We start from the raw sequence: 18,720 nt of genomic DNA, 5'->3' as shown, positions 1-18,720 counted from the left end.
GGTTCCTTTGTTTAAAGTTTGCTCTTTATCTGTTCAATAAGCCCCTTAAGCTCCTCCGGGGACACCGCTCCGGCAGGATCGGCACTGAGATCAAAGGGGCTTCCCCAGGATTTGCCCCCCTTGTATTTGGGGACCAGGTGAAAGTGCACATGGGGATAGCCGTCACCGTAGGCGGCATAGTTGATCTTGTCCGGGGAGAAGGCATCGTAGATGGCCTTTGAGGCCTTTGCCATATCCCGCCCGAATGCCTCAACTTCCGCGGTGCTCAGTTGGAAGACCTCGGTTTTATGTTCCTTTAGGGCAAGGATGCAGCGGCCCCTGTAGGCCTGGTCCTTGGTGATATACAGGGTGGACACTTCCAGATCCGCCACTATTTCTACGATATCAGTGGTACGGGTACAGTACCGGCAATTTGGATCACTCATAGTTTTACTCCTTTCAGTATTACTGAACAAAAACGAAGCAGGCGTACGCTCAGGGATCTTCGCCGGAAGTTCCCTGGGGCGGTACGCCTGGGTGGGGATGATCCCCCAGGATTTCGATCTATTTCTTTACCGCTTCCAGGGCTTTCGCCAGGGCGGCTTCCAGCATTTCTTTTGGCGGCTCTTTGATGTGCCCCAGCTTCTTCATGTCATCCACCAGGGCCCGGGCGGCAGCGATGTCCGCCTTTGCCTGGTTGTAGACCTCTTCCCAGGACAGCTGCAAACGGGCAACCCCTTCCTTGATAGCCTGCTGGGCAACATCCGCCGCTTCCTGGGCGAAGACATCCGTGTCCTCCATGGTGGCAATGATGCTGTCCGGGGTAATGCCCCGCTTTTCAGAGAAGTCCGCAATGGAGTGGGCGCAGCGTATGGCCATGCCGTCGGTGATCTTCTTTGCCCGCACCAGAAGTGCGCCCTTGAGGATGCCCGGGAAGCAGACTGAGTTGTTCACTTGGTTGGGAAAGTCACCACGACCGGTAGCAACGATGAAGGCCCCGGCTTCCTTGGCCGCGTAGGGCCAAATCTCCGGCACCGGGTTGGCGCACACAAACACTATGGCTTTTTTCGCCATGGAGCTGATCCACTCTCGCTTGACCGTGTCCGGTCCGGGGGTGGACAGGGCAATGAGCACGTCTGCGCCCTTGAGGGCTTCCGCTTCATTGGCTGCCCTACCGGGGTTGGTCTTTTCGCAGATTTCCCATTTCCGGTAGTTCCGTTTGTCTTTTTTGATGTCTTCCCGGCCCAAGTGCAGGGAGCCCTTGGAGTCAAAGACGGTCATCTTTGCGGGGTCCCCGCCGTCGGCCAGGATGAGCCGGGCAATAGTGGTATTGGCAGCCCCGGCGCCCAGGAGCACTATCTTTGCGTCGGAAAGTTTTTTTCCCGCCAGTTTTAGTGCGTTGAGTAACCCTGCCAGAGTAATACAGGCTGTTCCCTGGGCATCGTCGTGCCATACCGGAATATCGCAGGCTTCCCGCAGTTCGTCCAGAACCTTGAAACAGTTGGGCTGGCTGATGTCTTCTAGGTTTATGGCCCCGAAGGAATGTTGGACCATCTTCACAAAGCTGATGATCTTGTCCGGGTCATGCTTGCCGTCATCCCCTTTGGAATCAATGCAGAGTGGTACCGCGTCCACACCGCCCAGGTACTTCATAATCATGGCTTTGCCTTCCATGACACCCAGCCCTCCCGGGGGGGTACAGTCTCCGTCTCCCAGAACCCGGGTGGAGTCGGATACCACCGCTACCAGGTTTCCCCGGTTGGAGAGGGAAAAGGAAAGGTCGTTGTCATCCCGGACACTGGTAGAAACCTTTGATACACCGGGGGTGTACCAGACATTGAACCAGTTAAGGCCGTAGAGCCCACACTTGGGTACGGTCTGCATCTTCCCGCCGTAGAAACGATGCGCTTCCAGGGAAAGGTTTTTCAGAAACAGTGTTTTTGCCTGAGCTTTCTGGTCCTCGGTGAATTCCGCCGGGAACAGGGAGTCAAGGTCTTTTAAAGACGGGTCGATGTTCATTTCAGCTCCTATACTGTGGAGAACGCTTATGCGTTCTCCGAACGCGCAGTTTTTTTACTTTTTCCACTTGCCTAAGCCGAGATACTTGTTGGTTTCAGCGGTACCAGTAGCCGAGTCAGGCTGCATTTTCAGGGATGCCCTGATACCGTCCATGGTTTCCGGAATGGTTACCGATTCCTGGGGAATGTTGATGGCGTACATGATGTTGTCACCGCTTTCAACAATGCTGTCTTCCCAGAGTCCGATTTCGTACATATCACCCCGGGGGTTTCCCAGGTCACGGGCGTAGCGGAAGAAGGAGGCGTTCCCCAGGAACCCTTCGTCGATGGTCACTACCCGGATGCGGTTGTGGGTCTTAAAAGCCTCCAGAGCCATGTCCTTGGTTATCTTTCCTTTTTTGGCGTGGGCAACCACAGTAATGATGTGCCCGTGGGTAACCGGGGTGTGTACTAGTATACCAGTTGCTTCAATGTGGGGCATGATGGTCATCAGGTCCAGGGCCTGGTGGGAAGGGGCCTTGTCCATTTGCAGGGCGTTGGTTAAGCCGCGATGATAGTCCCCGGGATCAGCTACCCGGCGTATGATGGTGATGGCCACCCGGTCAATGCCGTACTTCCGGTCCAGGCAGTCCACTGAGCGGATGAGCCCGGTAGTATTACAGCTGGTGAGTTTGAGATAATTGACCCCCAAGCCCTTTTCGTAGTTAGCGTAGCCGTGGAAGAACACATCTGCCACAGAGTTTTTCTCGCCTCCCTGGAAAATGGCTTTGACCCCGGCTTTTGCATAGAGTTCTTTGTTCTTGGCGCCCACGCCGCCGGGGGAAGAGTCCAGCATGATATCAACCTTGCCGATCAGATCCTGGAAGCTTCCCTTGTAGGGGATCCCTGCGGCGTCAAATTTGGATTTATCCGCGCCTTCGACCAGGTACAGATCGTAGGGCATACCCTTTTCACGAAGTGCTTTAATAGAAAGGGTAGGGGCCAAGTCCGCGATGCCTACCAGTTCCATATCCTTTTGCAGTGCCACGCCGTCCGCCAGGCGCTGCCCGATTACTCCGTATCCCGCTACTCCGACTTTTACCATTTCTGTCTCCTTAAAAATTAGTTGGTACTATACAATCACCGCCTTTTTCAGGGGATGATCCCGTTACTTCTTCTGTTTGATCCCCGATCCGTGCCGCAGAGCCTTAACCACGGGCAATTCATCTCCGGTAAGGAAACGGATTAGCGCCCCTCCTCCGGTGCAGATATAGTTAATATCCGCAGTCTTGCCGTATTTTTTTGTGGCAGTAATACTGTCGCCACCACCTATGACCGTATAAGCCGCCGTATCCCCCAGGGCGTCCCACACCAGGCGGGTTCCAGCTTCGGTAGCCGCTTCTTCAAAAACCCCCATGGGGCCGTTGACGAAAACGGTTTTGGCGGACCGGATGGCTTCCTGGTATTTTTTGGCGGTTTCTGCGCCTATGTCCAGGATAAGCGCCGCCGTCGGGATTTTCCCCGGGGGGTATTCCACCCGCTTTCCGGCTTCCACTGAGGCGAAGTCAGTGGGCATTACAATTTTATCCCGGTACTTTGCCAGCAGTTCCTTGGCGGTTTCTACCAGGTTTTCGTAGCCCTCTTTTTTGATGAAAGCCCGGGCAGGTTCGCCGATGTCTTTGCCGTCGGCCCAGAGGAGTACTTCCCCTACCAGGCCGCCGCTTAGCACCTTGTCCGCCGAACCGCCGCCCAGGACCGCGTTCATCATCAGGAAGGCGTCACTGATCTTGGCGCCCCCCAGGACAAACACGCAGGGCCGTTCCGGCTTTTCCATGAGCCCCGAGACAACGCAGAATTCCTCTTCAAAGAGGCGGCCCATGGCACTGGGCAGAAGCTGTTCAAAGCCGCAGAGGCTGGGCTGATCCCGGTGGGCCGCAGCAAAGGCGTCGCAGACATAGACATCCCCCAGGGGTGCCAGCTTTCGCACTAATAGTGTTTTTGCCTGTTCCTCGTGGGAAAGGAGCAGCTTGGTTTCAAAGAGGGTTTGTTCCTCGGATACGAAACGTACATTGTCCAGAAGGAGTATGTCCCCGGACTTGAGGGCCTTGATGGCTTCCCGGGCCGCGGGGCCGCAAACATCGTCGATGAATTTCACTTCCTTCCCCAGGAATTTGGACAGGGCTTTGGCATGGGGTTCGGTGGTGTAGAAGTTTTTGTACTCAATATCGCTGCCCTGGTGGGCCAGGAGCACCAGCTTGGCGCCCTTGCTGTTTAGTTCTTTGAGGGTGGGGATACAGGCCTCTATACGGGTGGTATCCTTCAGGGTTCCGGTTGCCCGGTCTACAGGCTGATTGATATCCACCCGGCAGAGGACGGTCTTATCCTTTACATCAATATCATCCAGGGTGTTTATTCCGAAGCGCATCCTTAAATTCCGCCCGCTTTCTTGATATATTTCCGGGCTTTGATGGCGTATTCCAAGGGATTAGCCTTGGCAGGGTCCTGTTCGGCTTCCACAACCCACCAGCCTTCGTACTTTGCATCCTTCAGAATCTTGAAGATGGGCTCAAAGTCTATGCAGCCGTCTCCGGGCACTGTGAAGACCCCGGACTTAACCGAATAGAGGAAGGACCATTTTTCCTGGACCGCCTTTTCCCGAATCGCCGGGCGCATGTCTTTTAGATGCACATGGCGTATGCGCTTGATCCACTTTTTCAAGACCCTCAGGTGATCCTCCCCGGAGAATACCAGGTGGCCTGTATCGTAGAGGAGCCCCACCAGATTCGGGTCGGTGTTTTCCATAAGCCGATCAATCTCGGCGGCGGTCTGGACCCCGGTTCCCATGTGGTGATGGTAGGTCAGCTTCATTCCTTTTTCCGCGGCCAGTTTCCCCAGCTTGTTCAGCCCTTCGGTCAGGCGTTTCCATTCTTCGTCGGTGTACACCGGTTTTGCATCGAAAATCGGTGCTTCCTGGCCCTGGATGGAATGGCCCTGCTCGGCGGCGCCTATGATCTTGGCGCCCACTGCATGGAGGAAGTCCCGGTGTTTGATGAACGCTGCTTCCACTTCTTCGTAGGGCGCAGTGGTAAGGTAGGAACTGAACCATGCGTTACAAATGGTAAGCTTCTTGGGCTTCAGAGCTTGTTTGAGTACCTTGGGGTCCTTGGGGTATTTGTTACCCACTTCACTGCCGGCGAATCCCGCCAGGGCCATTTCACTGATGCATTGCTCAAAGGGGATATCCCCGCCCAATTCGGGAAGGTCGTCGTTGGTCCAGCCTATGGGGGCGATGGCCAGTTTGATCTTCGGCTTAACGGCCCTTGCTGTTACCGGTGCCTTCGCCTTGGCTGCTGCAAGTTTCGGGGTGGCCTTTACGGCCTTGGCCGGTTTGACGGCAAGGGCTTTTTTAACCCCGGTCTTAGCTTTTACTGCGGATTTGGCGGCCGTTTTTTTCACCACAGCCTTAGCCTTCACTGCGGGTTTTGCTTTTGCGGTTGTTTTGGGTTTTGCCGCTTTCACCGTTTTTTTCACCGCGGCTTTAGCCTTCGCTGTAGGTTTTGCTTTTGCGGTTGTCTTGGGTTTTGCTGCTTTCACCACAGCTTTAGCTTTTACTGCGGATTTGGCGGATGTTTTTTTCACAGCCGTCTTAGCTTTCACGGTTTTGGGTTTTGCTACCTTTACTGTTTTTTTCGGAACAGCCTTCGCTTTTAGCGCCGCTTTTTTAACCCCGGCCTTCGCCTTCACTGCGGATTTCGCTTTTACGGCCACCTTGGGTTTTGCTGCTTTTTTCGGTGCTGCTTTCGCCTTGGGCGCCGCTTTTTTTGCTTTTGGTGCGGCCTTGGCGGTTTTCGCCGGAGCCTTCGCTTTTGTTGACTTTGCTTTTACAATCTTTTCCTTTGCCATATTGTCCTCCTAATATTTCCTTGCCTTAGTTACTTCTGCAGCCATTTCCTTGGCCGCCTTTTCAACTTCAGGGTTGGTAGAAACCTGGGCGGTACCTACCCGCCACCAGGATTCATACCCGTGGGTCATGGTCTTCGCACTGGTCTTCACGTCGATCACCACGGATTTTTTGGAAGCTAAGGCTTCCTTTACCGCCTTCTCCAGTTCCGCCGGGGTTCTGGCACGCAGGCCCAGGGCGCCCCAACTTTCGCCGTTTTTGGCGTAATCCACCTGTACCGATGCCCCCTCCAGGCGGCCACTTTTATCGTCACGGGTCTTCCATTCGTTGCCGAAGTGGACTATCCCCTGGCTGTGCTGGAGGTTATCGATGCAGTGGAACCCGGCGTTATCCAAAACCACTACTATAATTTTCCTACCTTCTTGGACCGCAGTCAATAGTTCTGTGTGGAGCATGGTGTAGGCGCCGTCACCAACAAGGGCAACAATCTCTTTATCCGGGAAGGCGATCTTCGCCCCCAGGGCGGCGGCCACTTCGTAGCCCATACAGGAGAAGCCATATTCCATGTGGTAGGTATCTTCAGTCCGGGCGCGCCAGACCCGCTGCATATCGCTGGGTATGGACCCGGAGCCGGATACGACGATGGTGTCTTTAGGGAGGAGCCGATCGTTCAGTTCCCCGAGCACCCGGGCCTGTGAAAGCAGGGGAGAGCCATCCGGGGCGGGTTCGGCGTCTTCGCTGTAGAGCCGGTCAACTTCTGCCTTCCACTCATCACGGACCTGCTGTATCCTGTCGCCCCAGGTCGATTTGTAGCCCGGGGCCGCCTTAGTCAGGGCTTCCAAAGTGAGCTTGGCATCGGCGATGATGGGTTCGCCGTTCATCTTATAGGCGTCGAAGGACGCAACATTGATGCCCATGATGCGGGCATCGGGATGCTGGAACAGCCATTTGGAGCAGGTGGTAAAGTCCCCCAGCCGGGTCCCCACGGCGATGATCAGGTCCGCTTCCTTGGCGATTCTGTTCGCTGAAAGGGCGCCGGTATTGCCGATCCCCGAAAGGTTGTAGGGGTTGTCCCAGAGTATGGTTCCCTTTCCGGCCTGGGTTTCCCCAAAGGGAATGTGGTAGGTTTTGCAGAAATTTTCCAGCTCCTTTCCTGCGCCGGAAAAACGCACCCCGCCGCCGCAGATAACCATGGGCTTTTTTGCAGCCTTGAGCAGGGCCGAGGCCCGGTCGATTTGGCCTTTGGTGGGGATGCGCCGTTCAATGTGGTGGACCCGCTTGGCGAGGAATTCTTCGGGATAGTCGTAGGCTTCCCCCTGGACGTCTTGCGGAAGGGCGACGGTCACCGCCCCGGTGTCCGCAGGGTCCGTGAGTACCCGGAAGGCGTTGATCATGGCGGTCATAAGCTGTTCAGGCCGCTGGACCCGGTCCCAGTAGCGGCTTACCGCGCGGAATGCGTCGCTGGCAGTATTGGTGTAATCGTAGGGGCTTTCTACCTGCTGGAGCACCGGATCGGGCTGGCGGCAGGCAAAGGCATCGCCGGGCAGGAACAGTACCGGTATGCGGTTTACTGTGGCGGTTCCCGCGGCGGTCACCATGTTCAGGGCGCCGGGCCCGATGGAACTGCATACCGCCATGATCCGGCGGCGGTTGTTCTGCTTGGCAAAGCCCATGGCGGCGTGTCCCGCGCCCTGTTCGTTTTTGCCCTGGTAAAATCGGAGGCCGTGATCTTTAGCAGCCAGGGCTTCCCCCAGGCCGACTACCACGCCGTGGCCGAATATGCCGAATACCCCGTGGACGTATTTGATTTCTTCGCCGTCCACTTCAATGTACTGATTGTCCAGAAAGCGCAACAAGGCCTGAGCCATGGTAAGCCGAACTGTTTTCATATTGTTCTCCTTCAGGTTAGCAAATATTATTTTTTGGGCTGCCAGATCTTGTCTTGCGGTCCCATTACCCACTTGTGTTCTTCTATAAATATAGGCGTATTGGTGGCAGGGCCGTAGTGGGCGCCCTCTATGTGGCGTATTACCCAAAGGTACCACATGGCATAGCCCGGGGCGGTAACCTGGGGATGTATCTCCCCTTCCCGTATGAGGATAGTGTCCTTGTCTTTGATGATATAGGGAGTGTCCCCGATAGCGGTCAGGCCGAACCCATGGGCCGGGAGGAACCGGTAATGGTAAATCTCCGGCTGGGGGTGGTGATGGGGCGGGTAGCTAGACCACTTTCCGGGAACTCCGATAACTTCTCCGATAACCAGGTTTGATTCAGGCCGGTTGGTGTCATCAAAGACGGTTCTGACCACCCGGGTAGAGGTTTCCCGCATGGTGCCTTCACCCCGGAATTCGCTTTTACATTCCTCGGGGGTGAAGAGCTTTGGCTTGATGGGCTTGGGGTTGTCCGTTGCGGTGTAGTAAAATTCAGCCCCCTCGCTGCCGGCCTTGATGGTCACCTGGTTTTTTGCAGGAACTGAAAGGCACCAGGGAGAATAATCAAAGAGGTTGGGCCGGGAAATTTCTTTTTCTCCGCCTTCCCAGCTGATCTTTGCGCTTCCTTCCGACAGGAGCCAGACCCGCTCATCGGTGTCCGAGTTGCTCTGGTAGCTGTCCCCGGGCAGGAGCTTGATGACCCCAAAATCCATGAGCATGTTCGCGGTAGCCCCGCCCCGGGGTGAAAGGGGGGTGTAGCCCCGGTTAAACGGCGGTTTGTGCGGTATTTGCATTCTGTGCCTTCCTTATAAATACTATTATTGGGCCTTAATTTCTTCTATTGAAACAGGCCGTTTTTCCTTAACCGATTTAAGCGCCGCCAGGGCAGCGTACATATTCGCCAGCCCGTCTTCGCCGGTTACGGCAATAGGCTTGTTGTTCAGGATGGAGTCAGTAAAGGAAATCATCTCGTCCACAAAGGCCTGCTTGTACCGTTCTAGGAAAAAGTAGAGAGGTTTCTCTGCGGAGACGCTGGTTTCGTTGGACAGCTTTACCGTATTCGGCAGGTCATTTTCAGCCTGGGCAGCCCCCTTAGATCCAAAAACTTCCACCCGCTGGTCATAGCCATAGGCGGCCTTCCGGGAATTGTCGATAACCCCGATGGCGCCGTTGGCAAATTTCAGGGTAACGATGGCGGTGTCTATGTCTCCGGCCTTGCCGATTTCCGGATCAACCAGGACCGCCCCTGCGGCGTACACTTCGGTGATCTCACTGCCCGCTTGGAATCGGGCCATGTCGAAATCGTGGATCATCATATCCATGAATATTCCCCCGGAGACCTTAACATAGGCAATGGGGGGCGGTGCGGGGTCCCGGGAAGTGATCTTAACCAGTTGGACATCGCCGATTGCGCCATCCAGGGTGTATTTCCGGACACGGGCAAAGTTATGGTCGAACCGGCGGTTAAACCCGATCTGGAGCTTAACCCCCGCCTTTTTTGCCGCGTCCAGGGCGGCCCGAACCTTGCTTACGGTCAAATCTATAGGTTTTTCGCAGAAAATATGCTTTCCCGCCTGGGCTGCGGCAACCGTAAGGTCCGCATGAGTATCGGTAGAACTACAGATGATCACCGCGTTTATTTCCGGGTCCTTAAACAGATCCTGGGGATTCTTAGAGACGATCCGGGCGCCGAGCCCTTTGGCCCAGGCTTCCTGTTCCGGGGTGAGCATGATATCCGCTAACCCTTCCAGCTTGGCCTGGGGTATAAAACGGGCAATGTTCTCAATGTGTATCTTGCCGATCCGTCCGGCTCCGACAATTCCAATCTTTAATCTATCAGCCATGGTATTGCTCCTTGTTTGGATAGCCATATAATCCGTATGGCTATTATATGAAAACGTTATTATAATTATATATTCATAATTAAAATTTGTAAAGTCTTTTCTCATAATATCGATCTACATTTCTTAAATAATTACCGATAAAGGGGCTTATGGTTACTTAACTCGTTGTTATATAATAAATTAAGCTAATAATCCGTTGTATGTATGATTCTGTGATTTTTGCGGCAATTCCGTAATTTTTATTGACAGGCTTGAATAGTAATGTGATACTTATGTGAAAACGTTATTATGCCGATACTTTGTTTCAGGCTGTCGGAAATAACTTAAAGGAGTGCTGAGTTAATGTTGACCAGGAAACGTATTGCCTTAAACCGAATTATTTCTCCCTCCCAAGGACTGGAAGGGTTTGTAAAATTTAGCGCCGGGTTGGGACTTTCTCAGATAGAGCTTCGTAATGATCTGCCGGGGAAATCAAACATAGGGGATATTATTGATGGGTTAAGCCCTACTGAAGCCCTGAGGATAAGCCGGGGAGAAGGGGTTAGGTTCATTACGATTAATGCCCTGCAGAAATTCAACCTTCCCGCTAAGCGGTCCGCCTGTCTTGGGGAACTGGAACAACTTTTGGATCTGGCGGCGGCCATTGAATGTCCGGCCCTGGTGCTTTGCCCCAATAATGATAAGGGGGATACCCGATCTCCGAAGCAAAAGTACTTGGATACTGTAGAGGCTCTGCAAGAGTATGGCCCCCTTTTTGTCAAATACGGTATAGCCGCTTATGTTGAAGCCCTGGGGTTTGGAATCTCTTCCCTGGCGTCCCTGCCGGCTATTGTCCGCGCTATCAAAGCATCGGGCTATGGTTGTTATCGGGTGCTCTTGGATACCTTTCACCATTATATAGGTCCGGATGATGAGCATATATTCGGCATGGACGGGCTGGGCGCTTCCTATGAGCTGCTCTATACAGGGTTAGTACATATTTCCGGGGTTGAAGACGATATTCCCGTAGAAAAATACCTGGACAGTAACCGTGTTCTTGTGGGCCCCGGGGATAAAATGCACAATAAAGAACTGATACAAAGACTGGATGCTTTGGGATATTTGGGAACCTTCTCTTACGAACCCTTTGGCCCGGCGGTACAGAAATTGTCTCCGGATCAATTATCCGCAGCCTTGAAAGCCAGTTTTGAATACCTAGGGGTTAAATAAATAAGCAGATGATAGGTATTAAAGATATAGCAAAAAAAGTTGGAATGTCTCCCTCAACAGTTTCACGGGTGGTAAACGGAAAAAAGTATGTAAATACCGAAAAGCGGGAACAAATCCTGAAGTTAATAGAAGAAACCGGGTATGTGCCGAATAAGGCTGCCAGAAGCATGGTTCTGCAGCGCAGTTTTACCGTGGGAATTGTGATTCCCGATACCTTTAATATGTTTCAGCGGCAGCTTTTTTCAATTATAGAGCGGCATCTGGAATCCTTTGGATATCATACCCTGTTTTTTTATATAAAATTTGACGGCGCCAGTGAAAAAGAATGCCTGAACCGGTTAAAGTCAGAAAAGCTAGACGGGATCATCCTGCTTCAGGAGATTAGGGATAGTACTTTTTATGAAACCCTCAGACACCTACAGCTTCCCCTGGTTACCGCAACCTTTAGCTTTTCCGGTATTCCTTCCATACATGTTGATGAGGAACAGGCGGCAATGGACGCAGTGAATCATCTTATTGGCCTTGGTCATCATAAAATCAATATGATAAGCGGCAGTGGTTTTACTTTTGGCAAACAGCGGGTGGACGGGTATTATAAAGCCCTGGAAGCGGCGGGAATAGAGCTGGACGAGAGCCGGGTGGTTACTGCCCAGTACTATACTGCAGAATTTGGTATGTATGGAATGCGGGAGCTGCTGCTCCGGAACAGGGATTTTTCCGCTATTTTTGCCGGAACCGATGATTTAGCCATAGGGGTCATGCGGGTTTTGAAGGATGAGGGCCTCCGGGTTCCCGAGGATGTTTCGGTAGTGGGATTTGATGATATTGAAATTGCGGCATATATGATCCCCCGCTTAACTACCGTACGTCAGCCCTTGGGGGAATTGGGAGAACAAACCGCCTTAGCCTTGCACCGGGCAATACTCGGAAATAATGGATTGAAACAGGAACTGGTTCTTCCCTATAAATTGATAATCCGTGAGTCAACGGCGCGGATAAATTGAAAACGTTATCAGTTATAAGTCAATTTACAGTGAAAATTCATTAATAATCATTAAATTTGTAAAAAAAAGCTTGACAAATGGGTAAAGTGCCTCTTATAATTTGGTAACGTTTGCAAGACTTACACTTGAAATAGAACTAGGGGGCTAATTTTGGCGGATAACACGATATTTAAGCTTGCCGGAATTTCAAAAAGATTTCCCGGGGTCATAGCTTTGGATTCGGTGGATCTGGAAATTAAGGCAGGGGAAGTTCACGGCTTGGTAGGTGAGAATGGCGCCGGAAAATCAACCCTGATCAAAATAATTACGGGAGCCCACGCGCCGGATGAAGGGGATATTTTTTTTAACGGACAGAAACTTGGAAGCATCAACCCCCATTATTCAATGTCTCTGGGCATAGCCTGTATTTACCAGGAATTGAACCAGATACCCCACATGACGGTGGCGGAAAATATTTACCTGGGCCGGGAAAAACTCAGGACCAAATTTTTAAGTATCATTAACCGTGATGAAATGAAAAAGCGTTCCCGGGAAGTGCTCTCTTCCCTAGGGCTTGATATTGATCCGGCCCTGAATGTGGGGGCCCTGGGGGTCGGCAGGCAGCAGATGGTGGAAATCGCCCGGGCGGTTCAGGCGGAAGCCAGGCTGATCATCATGGATGAACCCACTGCCAGTCTGAGCGCCCGTGAATCAGAAGAACTGCTGCGGATCACCCGTTTTCTTAAAGAGAAGGGTGTTTCCGTTATCTATATCTCCCACCGCTTGGACGAAGTTAAGGCGATCTGTGATCGCATAACGATTCTGCGGGATGGGAAAACGGTTACCACGGTTAATAACGCCGACATCACCATTGATGAGATGGTCAAAGGCATGGTGGGCCGTGATATTGCCCAGAAGTATCCCAAGCTTAAGGTGCCGTTAGGCAAAGAATTGCTCCGGGCGGAACATCTTACACGGAAGGGCGTTTTTGAAGATGTCTCTTTCGTGATCCACTCAGGCGAGGTGGTCGGGTTTGCAGGGCTGGTTGGCGCAGGACGGACAGAAACGGTGCGGGCCCTTACCGGCGCGGATCCCCTGGACAGTGGTAAGGTTTTTGTGGATGGAAAGGAAGTCCATATCCGCAATCCCCGGGATTCAATCCAGGCGGGTATTGCCTTCCTCACTGAAGATCGCAAAGCCCAGGGGCTCATTCTTATTCAGGATATTGAATTCAATTCAACCATTGTGAATCTGCGGAAGTATGTCAAGCATATCTTCCTGAACCTCAAGGCAGCCAAAGCGGACGCCGAAAAAATGGTGCAGGAACTCCGTACCCGTACCCCCACTGTTACCATGCCCGCAGGAAACCTGAGCGGCGGGAATCAGCAGAAGGTGGTTATCGCCAAATGGCTGCTTTCCAAGGCTAAGATATTCATCATCGATGAGCCGACCCGGGGTATTGATGTGGGTGCCAAGGTTGAAGTCTATAACCTTATCAACCAGCTGGTAAAAGACGGAGCCGCGGTTCTTATGATAAGTTCCGAGATGGATGAATGTATCGGTATGTCCGATAGAATCGTTGTTATGCACGAAGGGCATGTTACCGCAGAGCTGAGCGGCGACAAGGTTACCCAGGAAAATGTAATGTACGCAGCTTCCGGTATTGCAGAACAGGAAAAGGGAAGCGCATAGCCGGCCGGTCGGTCGGTTTATAACAAGATTTAAGGAAGAAGAAATGGCTGAAAATCAAGAGGCGGTTAAGGCGGGAGTGGGAAAGAAATCGTTTGTGGGCGGGCTGAAGGAAAACCTGTACAGTTTCGGAATCGTATTAAGCCTTGTTTTGCTTTGTATTATTCTGACAATCCTGTCCCCCCGTTTCCTGACCGTTGACAATTTAATGAATGTCGCGTCCCAGGCATCGGTAAACGCTATTGTTTCCATCGGTTTGTTCCTGGCGATTTTGACATCCGGCATTGACCTGTCGGTGGGTTCCATCCTCGCCCTTTCCACCATGGGCATGGGCATATTGGCGGTTAAGTTGGGGCTGAACCCGATTTTTTCTCTGTTCATGTGTCTCCTTTTCGGTACCCTGTTGGGGTATATAAACGGGTTAATGCTTACCAAGCTGCGCCTTCCCCACCCCTTTATATCCACCATGGGCATGAAGCAGATGGCCCGGGGAATAGCCCTGGCCATTACCGCCGCCCAGCCCATAAGCGGTTTTCATCCTTCCATTGACTTCCTCGGGAGCAACCGGGTGGGGCCGGTTCCTGTATCCCTTTTCCTGGTAGCGTTTTTATACATTGTTATGTACCTTTTTTTAACCCGCACCGCCACGGGGCGTTATATCTACGCCGTTGGGGGTAATAAGGAAGCAAGCCGACTTTCGGGTATCAATGTGAACGGTATTCTCAACCTGGTGTTTACCATCAGCGGTTTCATGGCGGCCCTGGCCGGTATAGTCCTGGTCGGTCGGGTGGATTCCGCCTACCCCCTGGCGGGAATGGATTACGAATCCGATGCCATCGCTGCGGTTATTATAGGCGGCGCCAGTTTCTTTGGTGGTATCGGCAAGATCGGTAATACTATTGTAGGCGTTCTTATTATCGCGGTGTTGCGGAACGGACTCAATTTGCTTAACGTAAATTCGGCATTGCAAACTTTTACTATCGGCGCAGTTATTATCGTGGCGGTATTTGTCGATGTGCTTCGTCAACGGGTTATGAAAGCCAGATAAGGCTTTTAAATATTGAACTTACTTGGAGGTAAGGAAATGAAGACCAACAAATTAGTTGGAGTAATGGTGTGTTTACTGTTCGCAGTAAGCGTATCCGGCGTGTTCGCAGGAGGCCAGCAGGGTGGTACTACTGCTGCCAAAAGCGGACAGATAACCGTAGCGGCGGTGCTCAAGACGACAGTGTCTCCCTATTGGCAGACTGTTGTTTCTGGTCTGAAAGACGGCGCCAAAGAACACAATGTGAACCTGATCGGTCCCCTCGGGCCGCCCACGGAAGATGCGGTTGAGGAACAGATCAACATGATCCAGAGCGTTATTTCCCAGAAACCGGATGTGCTGGTGGTTTCTCCGTCCCAGCCCCCGGCTACTATCAGGGTGTTGCAGCAGGCGAGGGATGCGGGTATTAAGGTTATCCTTGTGGATACTCCCATGCCTGAGGGCTTCAATGATTATGCAACCTTTATCGGTACCACCAACTACACCGCCGGTGTGGATGCGGCGAACATGATCATCGCTTCCGGTAAGGTCGCCAAGGGCGCTAAAATCGTCCTGCTCGAAGGGGCTCCCGGTAACCCGTCCATGACCCAGCGCTGTGACGGTGCGGAAAAGACCTTTACCGATGCCGGTTATGTGATTGCTTCCCGTCAGCCCGCGTATTCCGACAAGGAACGGGCCTTCACGGTTATGCAGAACATACTCCAGACCACCCCGGATGTGGCCGCAGTATTCTCCGCCAACGATGATCAGGCCCTTGGCGCCTGGCGGGCCCTGAATCAGGCCGGCAAAGGCAGCGTGGTTGTTATCGGCGTGGACGGCACCCGAGATGCGCTGAATGCGATACTTGCGGATCAGCTGTATGGTTCCATGGGACAGAATTCCTATGGCATGGGTACCCTGGCTATCGAAAATGCGATCAAACTGGTTAACGGCGAGACGATTGAGAAGGGCATTGATAGCGGTACGATCAAACTGACCAAGGACAATGCTCAGAATCAGATTGCATTCCTTGATAAGATTGGCGGCTGATAGCAGCTTCGTATAATCGACGAGAGTTTTTGTAGCTGCCGGAATTTTAATTTCGGCAGCATTATTTTATCCGGAGGACAAGGATGATCAGTATCAAGGATATCGCGAGGCAGTCCGGAACCTCCGTTTCTACCGTTTCCCGGGTGGTAAATGAAAAAAGCCATGTGCACCCGAAAAAGCGGGAACTGATCCTCAAAATAATTGAAGAAACCGGGTATGCCCCTAATAAAGCGGCCAGGAGTATGGTGCTGCAGCGGAGTTTTACCGTTGGGTTAATGATCCCCGATATTTTTAACCTGTTTCAGCAGCAGCTTTTTTCAATGATTGAACGCCACTTGGAATCCCTCGGGTATCATACCCTGTTTTTTTTGATAAAGGACGATGAGGCCAGCGAAGAAGAATGTCTCAGCCGTCTGCGGAAGGAAAAACTGGATGGGGTGATCCTGTTCGGGCGAATTAAAAAACAGGAAATTTACGAGTTTATTGAACGGGAAAAACTTCCAGCCATCGCCGCTACCTGTTGTTATAACGGAATCCCCTCGGTAATGGTCAATGATAAACAGGCTGCCTTTGAAGGGGTATGTCATTTAGTCAGCCTGGGGCACCGCAGGATAGCTTTAATTGATGGTCCGGATTTTTATTTCAGCTCCGATCGTATGGATGGTTACTGTCAGGCCCTTGCTGCGGCAGGAGTTGTGGGGGATGAAAAACGGATGATACAGGTCCGCCACCAGACTGCCGATTTCGGCATGGAGGGTATGCGGGAACTGCTGAACCGGGGCAGGGATTTTTCCGCTGTTTTCGCAGTTACCGACGAAATAGCCATAGGCGCTGTCCGGGTTTTACGGGATGCGGGCCTCCGGGTTCCCGAGGATATTTCGGTGATGGGGTTTGATGATATCAGTATGGCAAGTTATGTGGTCCCCCGGCTTACCACGATACAACAGCCCATAAGTGAAATGGGAAAACAAACGGCCCAGCTCATACACCATTATATAAACGGGGATAGTACCCTGATATCCAATGTGGTACTTCCCCATAAACTGATAATCCGTGAGTCGACAGCTGCGGTTAGTGATGATACATCCGCCGGGGACAGGCAAGATCTTTGAGAAAGAAGTTTGAAATATGCAAACGTTACCCCAATCGCATTTGCCCTTTTTTAATCTGTCCGGTGATATTTCGTTAAATATTGCATTGACAGATGGGTAATATTGAATTACATTTACCTTGCAAACGTTATTATATATGAAGGAGGATTCTGGTATGGATAAAGAAAAATTGGCCCATTTAAAGACCCAGGCCAAGGAAATTCGGAAATTGACAATTGAAGAAATCGGAACCCTGGGCTCCGGTCATATCGGGGGGGCCATGTCCATTGCGGACGTGCTGGCCCTGCTGTATTTTCACCGTATGAAAATTGATCCCGCCCAGCCCCGGTTGAAGGACCGGGATCAGCTGGTGGTTTCCAAGGGCCACGCAGGCCCGGCGGTTTACTCCGCCCTGGCCCTGAAGGGGTATTTCCCCCTGGATTGGCTTAAAACCCTCAATCAGGGGGGGACCAAGCTGCCCAGCCACTGTGACCGGAACCTGACTCCCGGAATTGACATGACCGCCGGTTCCTTGGGGCAGGGATTTTCCGCAGCCTTGGGCATAGCTCTGGGGCTCAGGATCGACAAAAGCCCTGCCCGGGTGTATACGATCATCGGGGATGGTGAGTCCGACGAAGGCCAGATCTGGGAAGCTGCGCTTTTCGGAGCGGCACACCATCTTTCAAATGTTACGGCCTTTACGGATTACAACAAGCAGCAGCTTGACGGGTATACCAAGGACGTCCTTGATCTGGGTGATCTTGTTGCAAAATGGACAAGCTTCGGCTGGTACACCCTGGAGGTGGACGGTCATGATATACAGGCCCTGGATGAGGCGGTTGAAAAAACCCTGGCAGAGAAGGACAAGCCTTCGATGATCATCATGAACACCATCAAGGGTAAGGGCTGTAACTTTGCCGAAGGGGTTGAGAAAAACCACAGTATGGCCTTTGACCTTGCCAAAGCCCAAGAAGCCATAAGCGCCCTGTACGCAAAGGAGTAAACCATGGAAACCAAAGAAATTCGTGCCGCATACGTGGATACCGTATTTGAATTGGCGGCAAAAAACAGTAATATTGTTGTGTTGGAAGCAGACCTTATGTCCTGTACCAATACGGGAAATTTTAAGAAAGCCTACCCGGACCGATTCTACAATATGGGCATCGCCGAAGCAAACATGATTGGTGTTGCCGCAGGGCTTTCTGCGGTGGGAAAGATACCCTTTGCCGCTACCTTTGCCTGTTTTGCTACCCGGCGGGCCTACGATCAGTTTTTCATCTCCGCCAACTATGCCAAGCTCAACGTGAAGCTGATTGGTACAGACCCGGGGGTTACCGCAGCCTTTAACGGCGGCACCCACATGCCTTTTGAAGACCTTGCCCTGATGCGGGCAATTCCCCATCTTACCATTGTTGAGCCTTCGGACGCCTTTAGCGCAGCGGCCCTGGTAAAGGAAGCGGCGGAAGTCTACGGCTGTGTATACATCCGCTTCCCCCGCAAGCCGGTTCCGGTGTTGTACACCGCAAATGATACCTTCCGGTTTGGGAAAGCCAAGGTTTTCAAATCAGGAAAGGATATCTGTTTTGTTGCCCTGGGGAGCCTTATGGTGAACGAATCCCTGAAGGCCCGGGAAATCCTGGCCGGGGAAGGGATAGACGCCGGGGTGATCGATGTTCTTTCTCTGAAACCCATCGATGCTGAAACCATACTGGCGGAAGCCAACAAAGTTAAGGCCGTGATCAGCGCCGAGAATCACCAGATCAACAACGGCCTTGGCAGCGCCGTGGCAGAAGTTCTGTCGGAAAACGGGTTCAAGGGCAAATTCGGCCGGATCGGAATTCGTGATGAGTTTGGAGAAGTGGGAACCCAGGATTATCTTACCAAGCGTTTCGGTTTGGATGCGGAAAGTCTGGCAAAAAAAGCACGGGAACTGTTGAAATCAACAACCTCGCCCTAAAGGGTGAGGTATGTTGTTCTCATAAGGTATTTGTATTCGGGGTTTAATACCCCGCCCTAAAGGCG

At 52.3% G+C, this 18,720-nt stretch carries 17 protein-coding genes; 9 read left to right on the top strand and 8 right to left on the bottom strand.

Annotated features, from left to right (window positions below; genetic code table 11):
• Positions 1-11: 11 nt before the first annotated feature.
• From TREPR_RS17180 to iolE, 5 genes are all read right to left on the bottom strand, one after another.
• Positions 12-425 (bottom strand): HIT family protein, encoded by a 414-nt coding sequence (locus TREPR_RS17180; RefSeq protein WP_015709619.1) that lies wholly within the window; start codon positions 423-425, stop codon positions 12-14.
• Between the two features lie 118 nt (positions 426-543).
• Positions 544-1,998 (bottom strand): NAD(P)-dependent malic enzyme, encoded by a 1,455-nt coding sequence (locus TREPR_RS17175; RefSeq protein ID WP_015709618.1) that lies wholly within the window; start codon positions 1,996-1,998, stop codon positions 544-546.
• A 54-nt stretch (positions 1,999-2,052) separates the two neighbouring features.
• Positions 2,053-3,081, bottom strand: coding sequence for a type II glyceraldehyde-3-phosphate dehydrogenase (locus TREPR_RS17170; RefSeq protein ID WP_015709617.1), 1,029 nt, complete (start codon positions 3,079-3,081; stop codon positions 2,053-2,055).
• Between the two features lie 63 nt (positions 3,082-3,144).
• Positions 3,145-4,401, bottom strand: coding sequence for a phosphoglycerate kinase (locus TREPR_RS17165; RefSeq protein ID WP_015709616.1), 1,257 nt, complete (start codon positions 4,399-4,401; stop codon positions 3,145-3,147).
• 2 nt (positions 4,402-4,403) lie between these two features.
• Complete coding sequence (iolE, locus tag TREPR_RS17160) at positions 4,404-5,279, bottom strand: myo-inosose-2 dehydratase (RefSeq protein WP_041611822.1); 876 nt, start codon at positions 5,277-5,279, stop codon at positions 4,404-4,406.
• Positions 5,280-5,412: 133 nt separating this feature from the next.
• Between iolE and TREPR_RS18530 the strand changes: the two genes are divergently transcribed.
• Positions 5,413-5,892 carry a hypothetical protein gene (locus TREPR_RS18530; protein WP_148257370.1) on the top strand — a complete coding sequence of 160 codons (480 nt, stop codon included), beginning with the start codon at positions 5,413-5,415 and terminating at the stop codon, positions 5,890-5,892.
• Here the strand turns inward: TREPR_RS18530 and iolD are convergent.
• Genes iolD through iolG form a run of 3 tightly spaced genes read right to left on the bottom strand, consistent with a single transcriptional unit; the run spans position 5,889 to position 9,652 of the window.
• Positions 5,889-7,766, bottom strand: a complete 1,878-nt coding sequence (gene iolD, locus TREPR_RS17150; RefSeq protein ID WP_015709614.1) for a 3D-(3,5/4)-trihydroxycyclohexane-1,2-dione acylhydrolase (decyclizing) — start codon at positions 7,764-7,766, stop codon at positions 5,889-5,891. The two genes, TREPR_RS18530 and iolD, sit on opposite strands and share 4 nt — an antisense overlap.
• A 26-nt stretch (positions 7,767-7,792) precedes the next feature.
• On the bottom strand, positions 7,793-8,602 hold the full coding sequence (locus tag TREPR_RS17145; protein WP_015709613.1) for a 5-deoxy-glucuronate isomerase: 810 nt from the start codon (positions 8,600-8,602) through the stop codon (positions 7,793-7,795).
• A gap of 24 nt (positions 8,603-8,626) precedes the next feature.
• Entirely contained in the window at positions 8,627-9,652 is a 1,026-nt protein-coding gene (gene iolG / locus TREPR_RS17140) for an inositol 2-dehydrogenase (protein WP_041611283.1), read from the bottom strand.
• Between the two features lie 342 nt (positions 9,653-9,994).
• Between iolG and TREPR_RS17135 the strand changes: the two genes are divergently transcribed.
• The 8 genes from TREPR_RS17135 to TREPR_RS17100 all read left to right on the top strand — a co-directional run bounded on the left by TREPR_RS17135 (position 9,995) and on the right by TREPR_RS17100 (position 18,655).
• Positions 9,995-10,861: a TIM barrel protein gene (locus TREPR_RS17135; protein ID WP_015709611.1), complete on the top strand. Its 867-nt coding sequence runs from the start codon at positions 9,995-9,997 to the stop codon at positions 10,859-10,861.
• 8 nt (positions 10,862-10,869) lie between these two features.
• Positions 10,870-11,865 (top strand): LacI family DNA-binding transcriptional regulator, encoded by a 996-nt coding sequence (locus TREPR_RS17130; RefSeq protein WP_015709610.1) that lies wholly within the window; start codon positions 10,870-10,872, stop codon positions 11,863-11,865.
• A 150-nt stretch (positions 11,866-12,015) separates the two neighbouring features.
• Complete coding sequence (locus TREPR_RS17125; protein ID WP_015709609.1) at positions 12,016-13,536, top strand: sugar ABC transporter ATP-binding protein; 1,521 nt, start codon at positions 12,016-12,018, stop codon at positions 13,534-13,536.
• Positions 13,537-13,579: 43 nt separating this feature from the next.
• Positions 13,580-14,581: an ABC transporter permease gene (locus TREPR_RS17120; RefSeq protein ID WP_015709608.1), complete on the top strand. Its 1,002-nt coding sequence runs from the start codon at positions 13,580-13,582 to the stop codon at positions 14,579-14,581.
• 36 nt (positions 14,582-14,617) lie between these two features.
• Complete coding sequence (locus TREPR_RS17115) at positions 14,618-15,607, top strand: sugar ABC transporter substrate-binding protein (protein WP_015709607.1); 990 nt, start codon at positions 14,618-14,620, stop codon at positions 15,605-15,607.
• An 83-nt stretch (positions 15,608-15,690) separates the two neighbouring features.
• A complete protein-coding gene (locus tag TREPR_RS17110) occupies positions 15,691-16,719 on the top strand; it encodes a LacI family DNA-binding transcriptional regulator (protein WP_015709606.1) in 1,029 nt (342 codons plus the stop codon).
• A gap of 154 nt (positions 16,720-16,873) precedes the next feature.
• Positions 16,874-17,701 carry a transketolase gene (locus TREPR_RS17105; RefSeq protein ID WP_015709605.1) on the top strand — a complete coding sequence of 276 codons (828 nt, stop codon included), beginning with the start codon at positions 16,874-16,876 and terminating at the stop codon, positions 17,699-17,701.
• A 3-nt stretch (positions 17,702-17,704) separates the two neighbouring features.
• Positions 17,705-18,655 carry a transketolase family protein gene (locus TREPR_RS17100; RefSeq protein WP_015709604.1) on the top strand — a complete coding sequence of 317 codons (951 nt, stop codon included), beginning with the start codon at positions 17,705-17,707 and terminating at the stop codon, positions 18,653-18,655.
• Positions 18,656-18,720: the final 65 nt, after the last annotated feature.

Source organism: Treponema primitia ZAS-2, assembly GCF_000214375.1.
GTDB classification, from domain to species: Bacteria; Spirochaetota; Spirochaetia; order Treponematales; family Breznakiellaceae; genus Termitinema; species Termitinema primitia.
The sequence above is the reverse complement of the archived record's forward strand: the minus strand, read 5'-3'. Positions and strand labels throughout refer to the sequence as shown.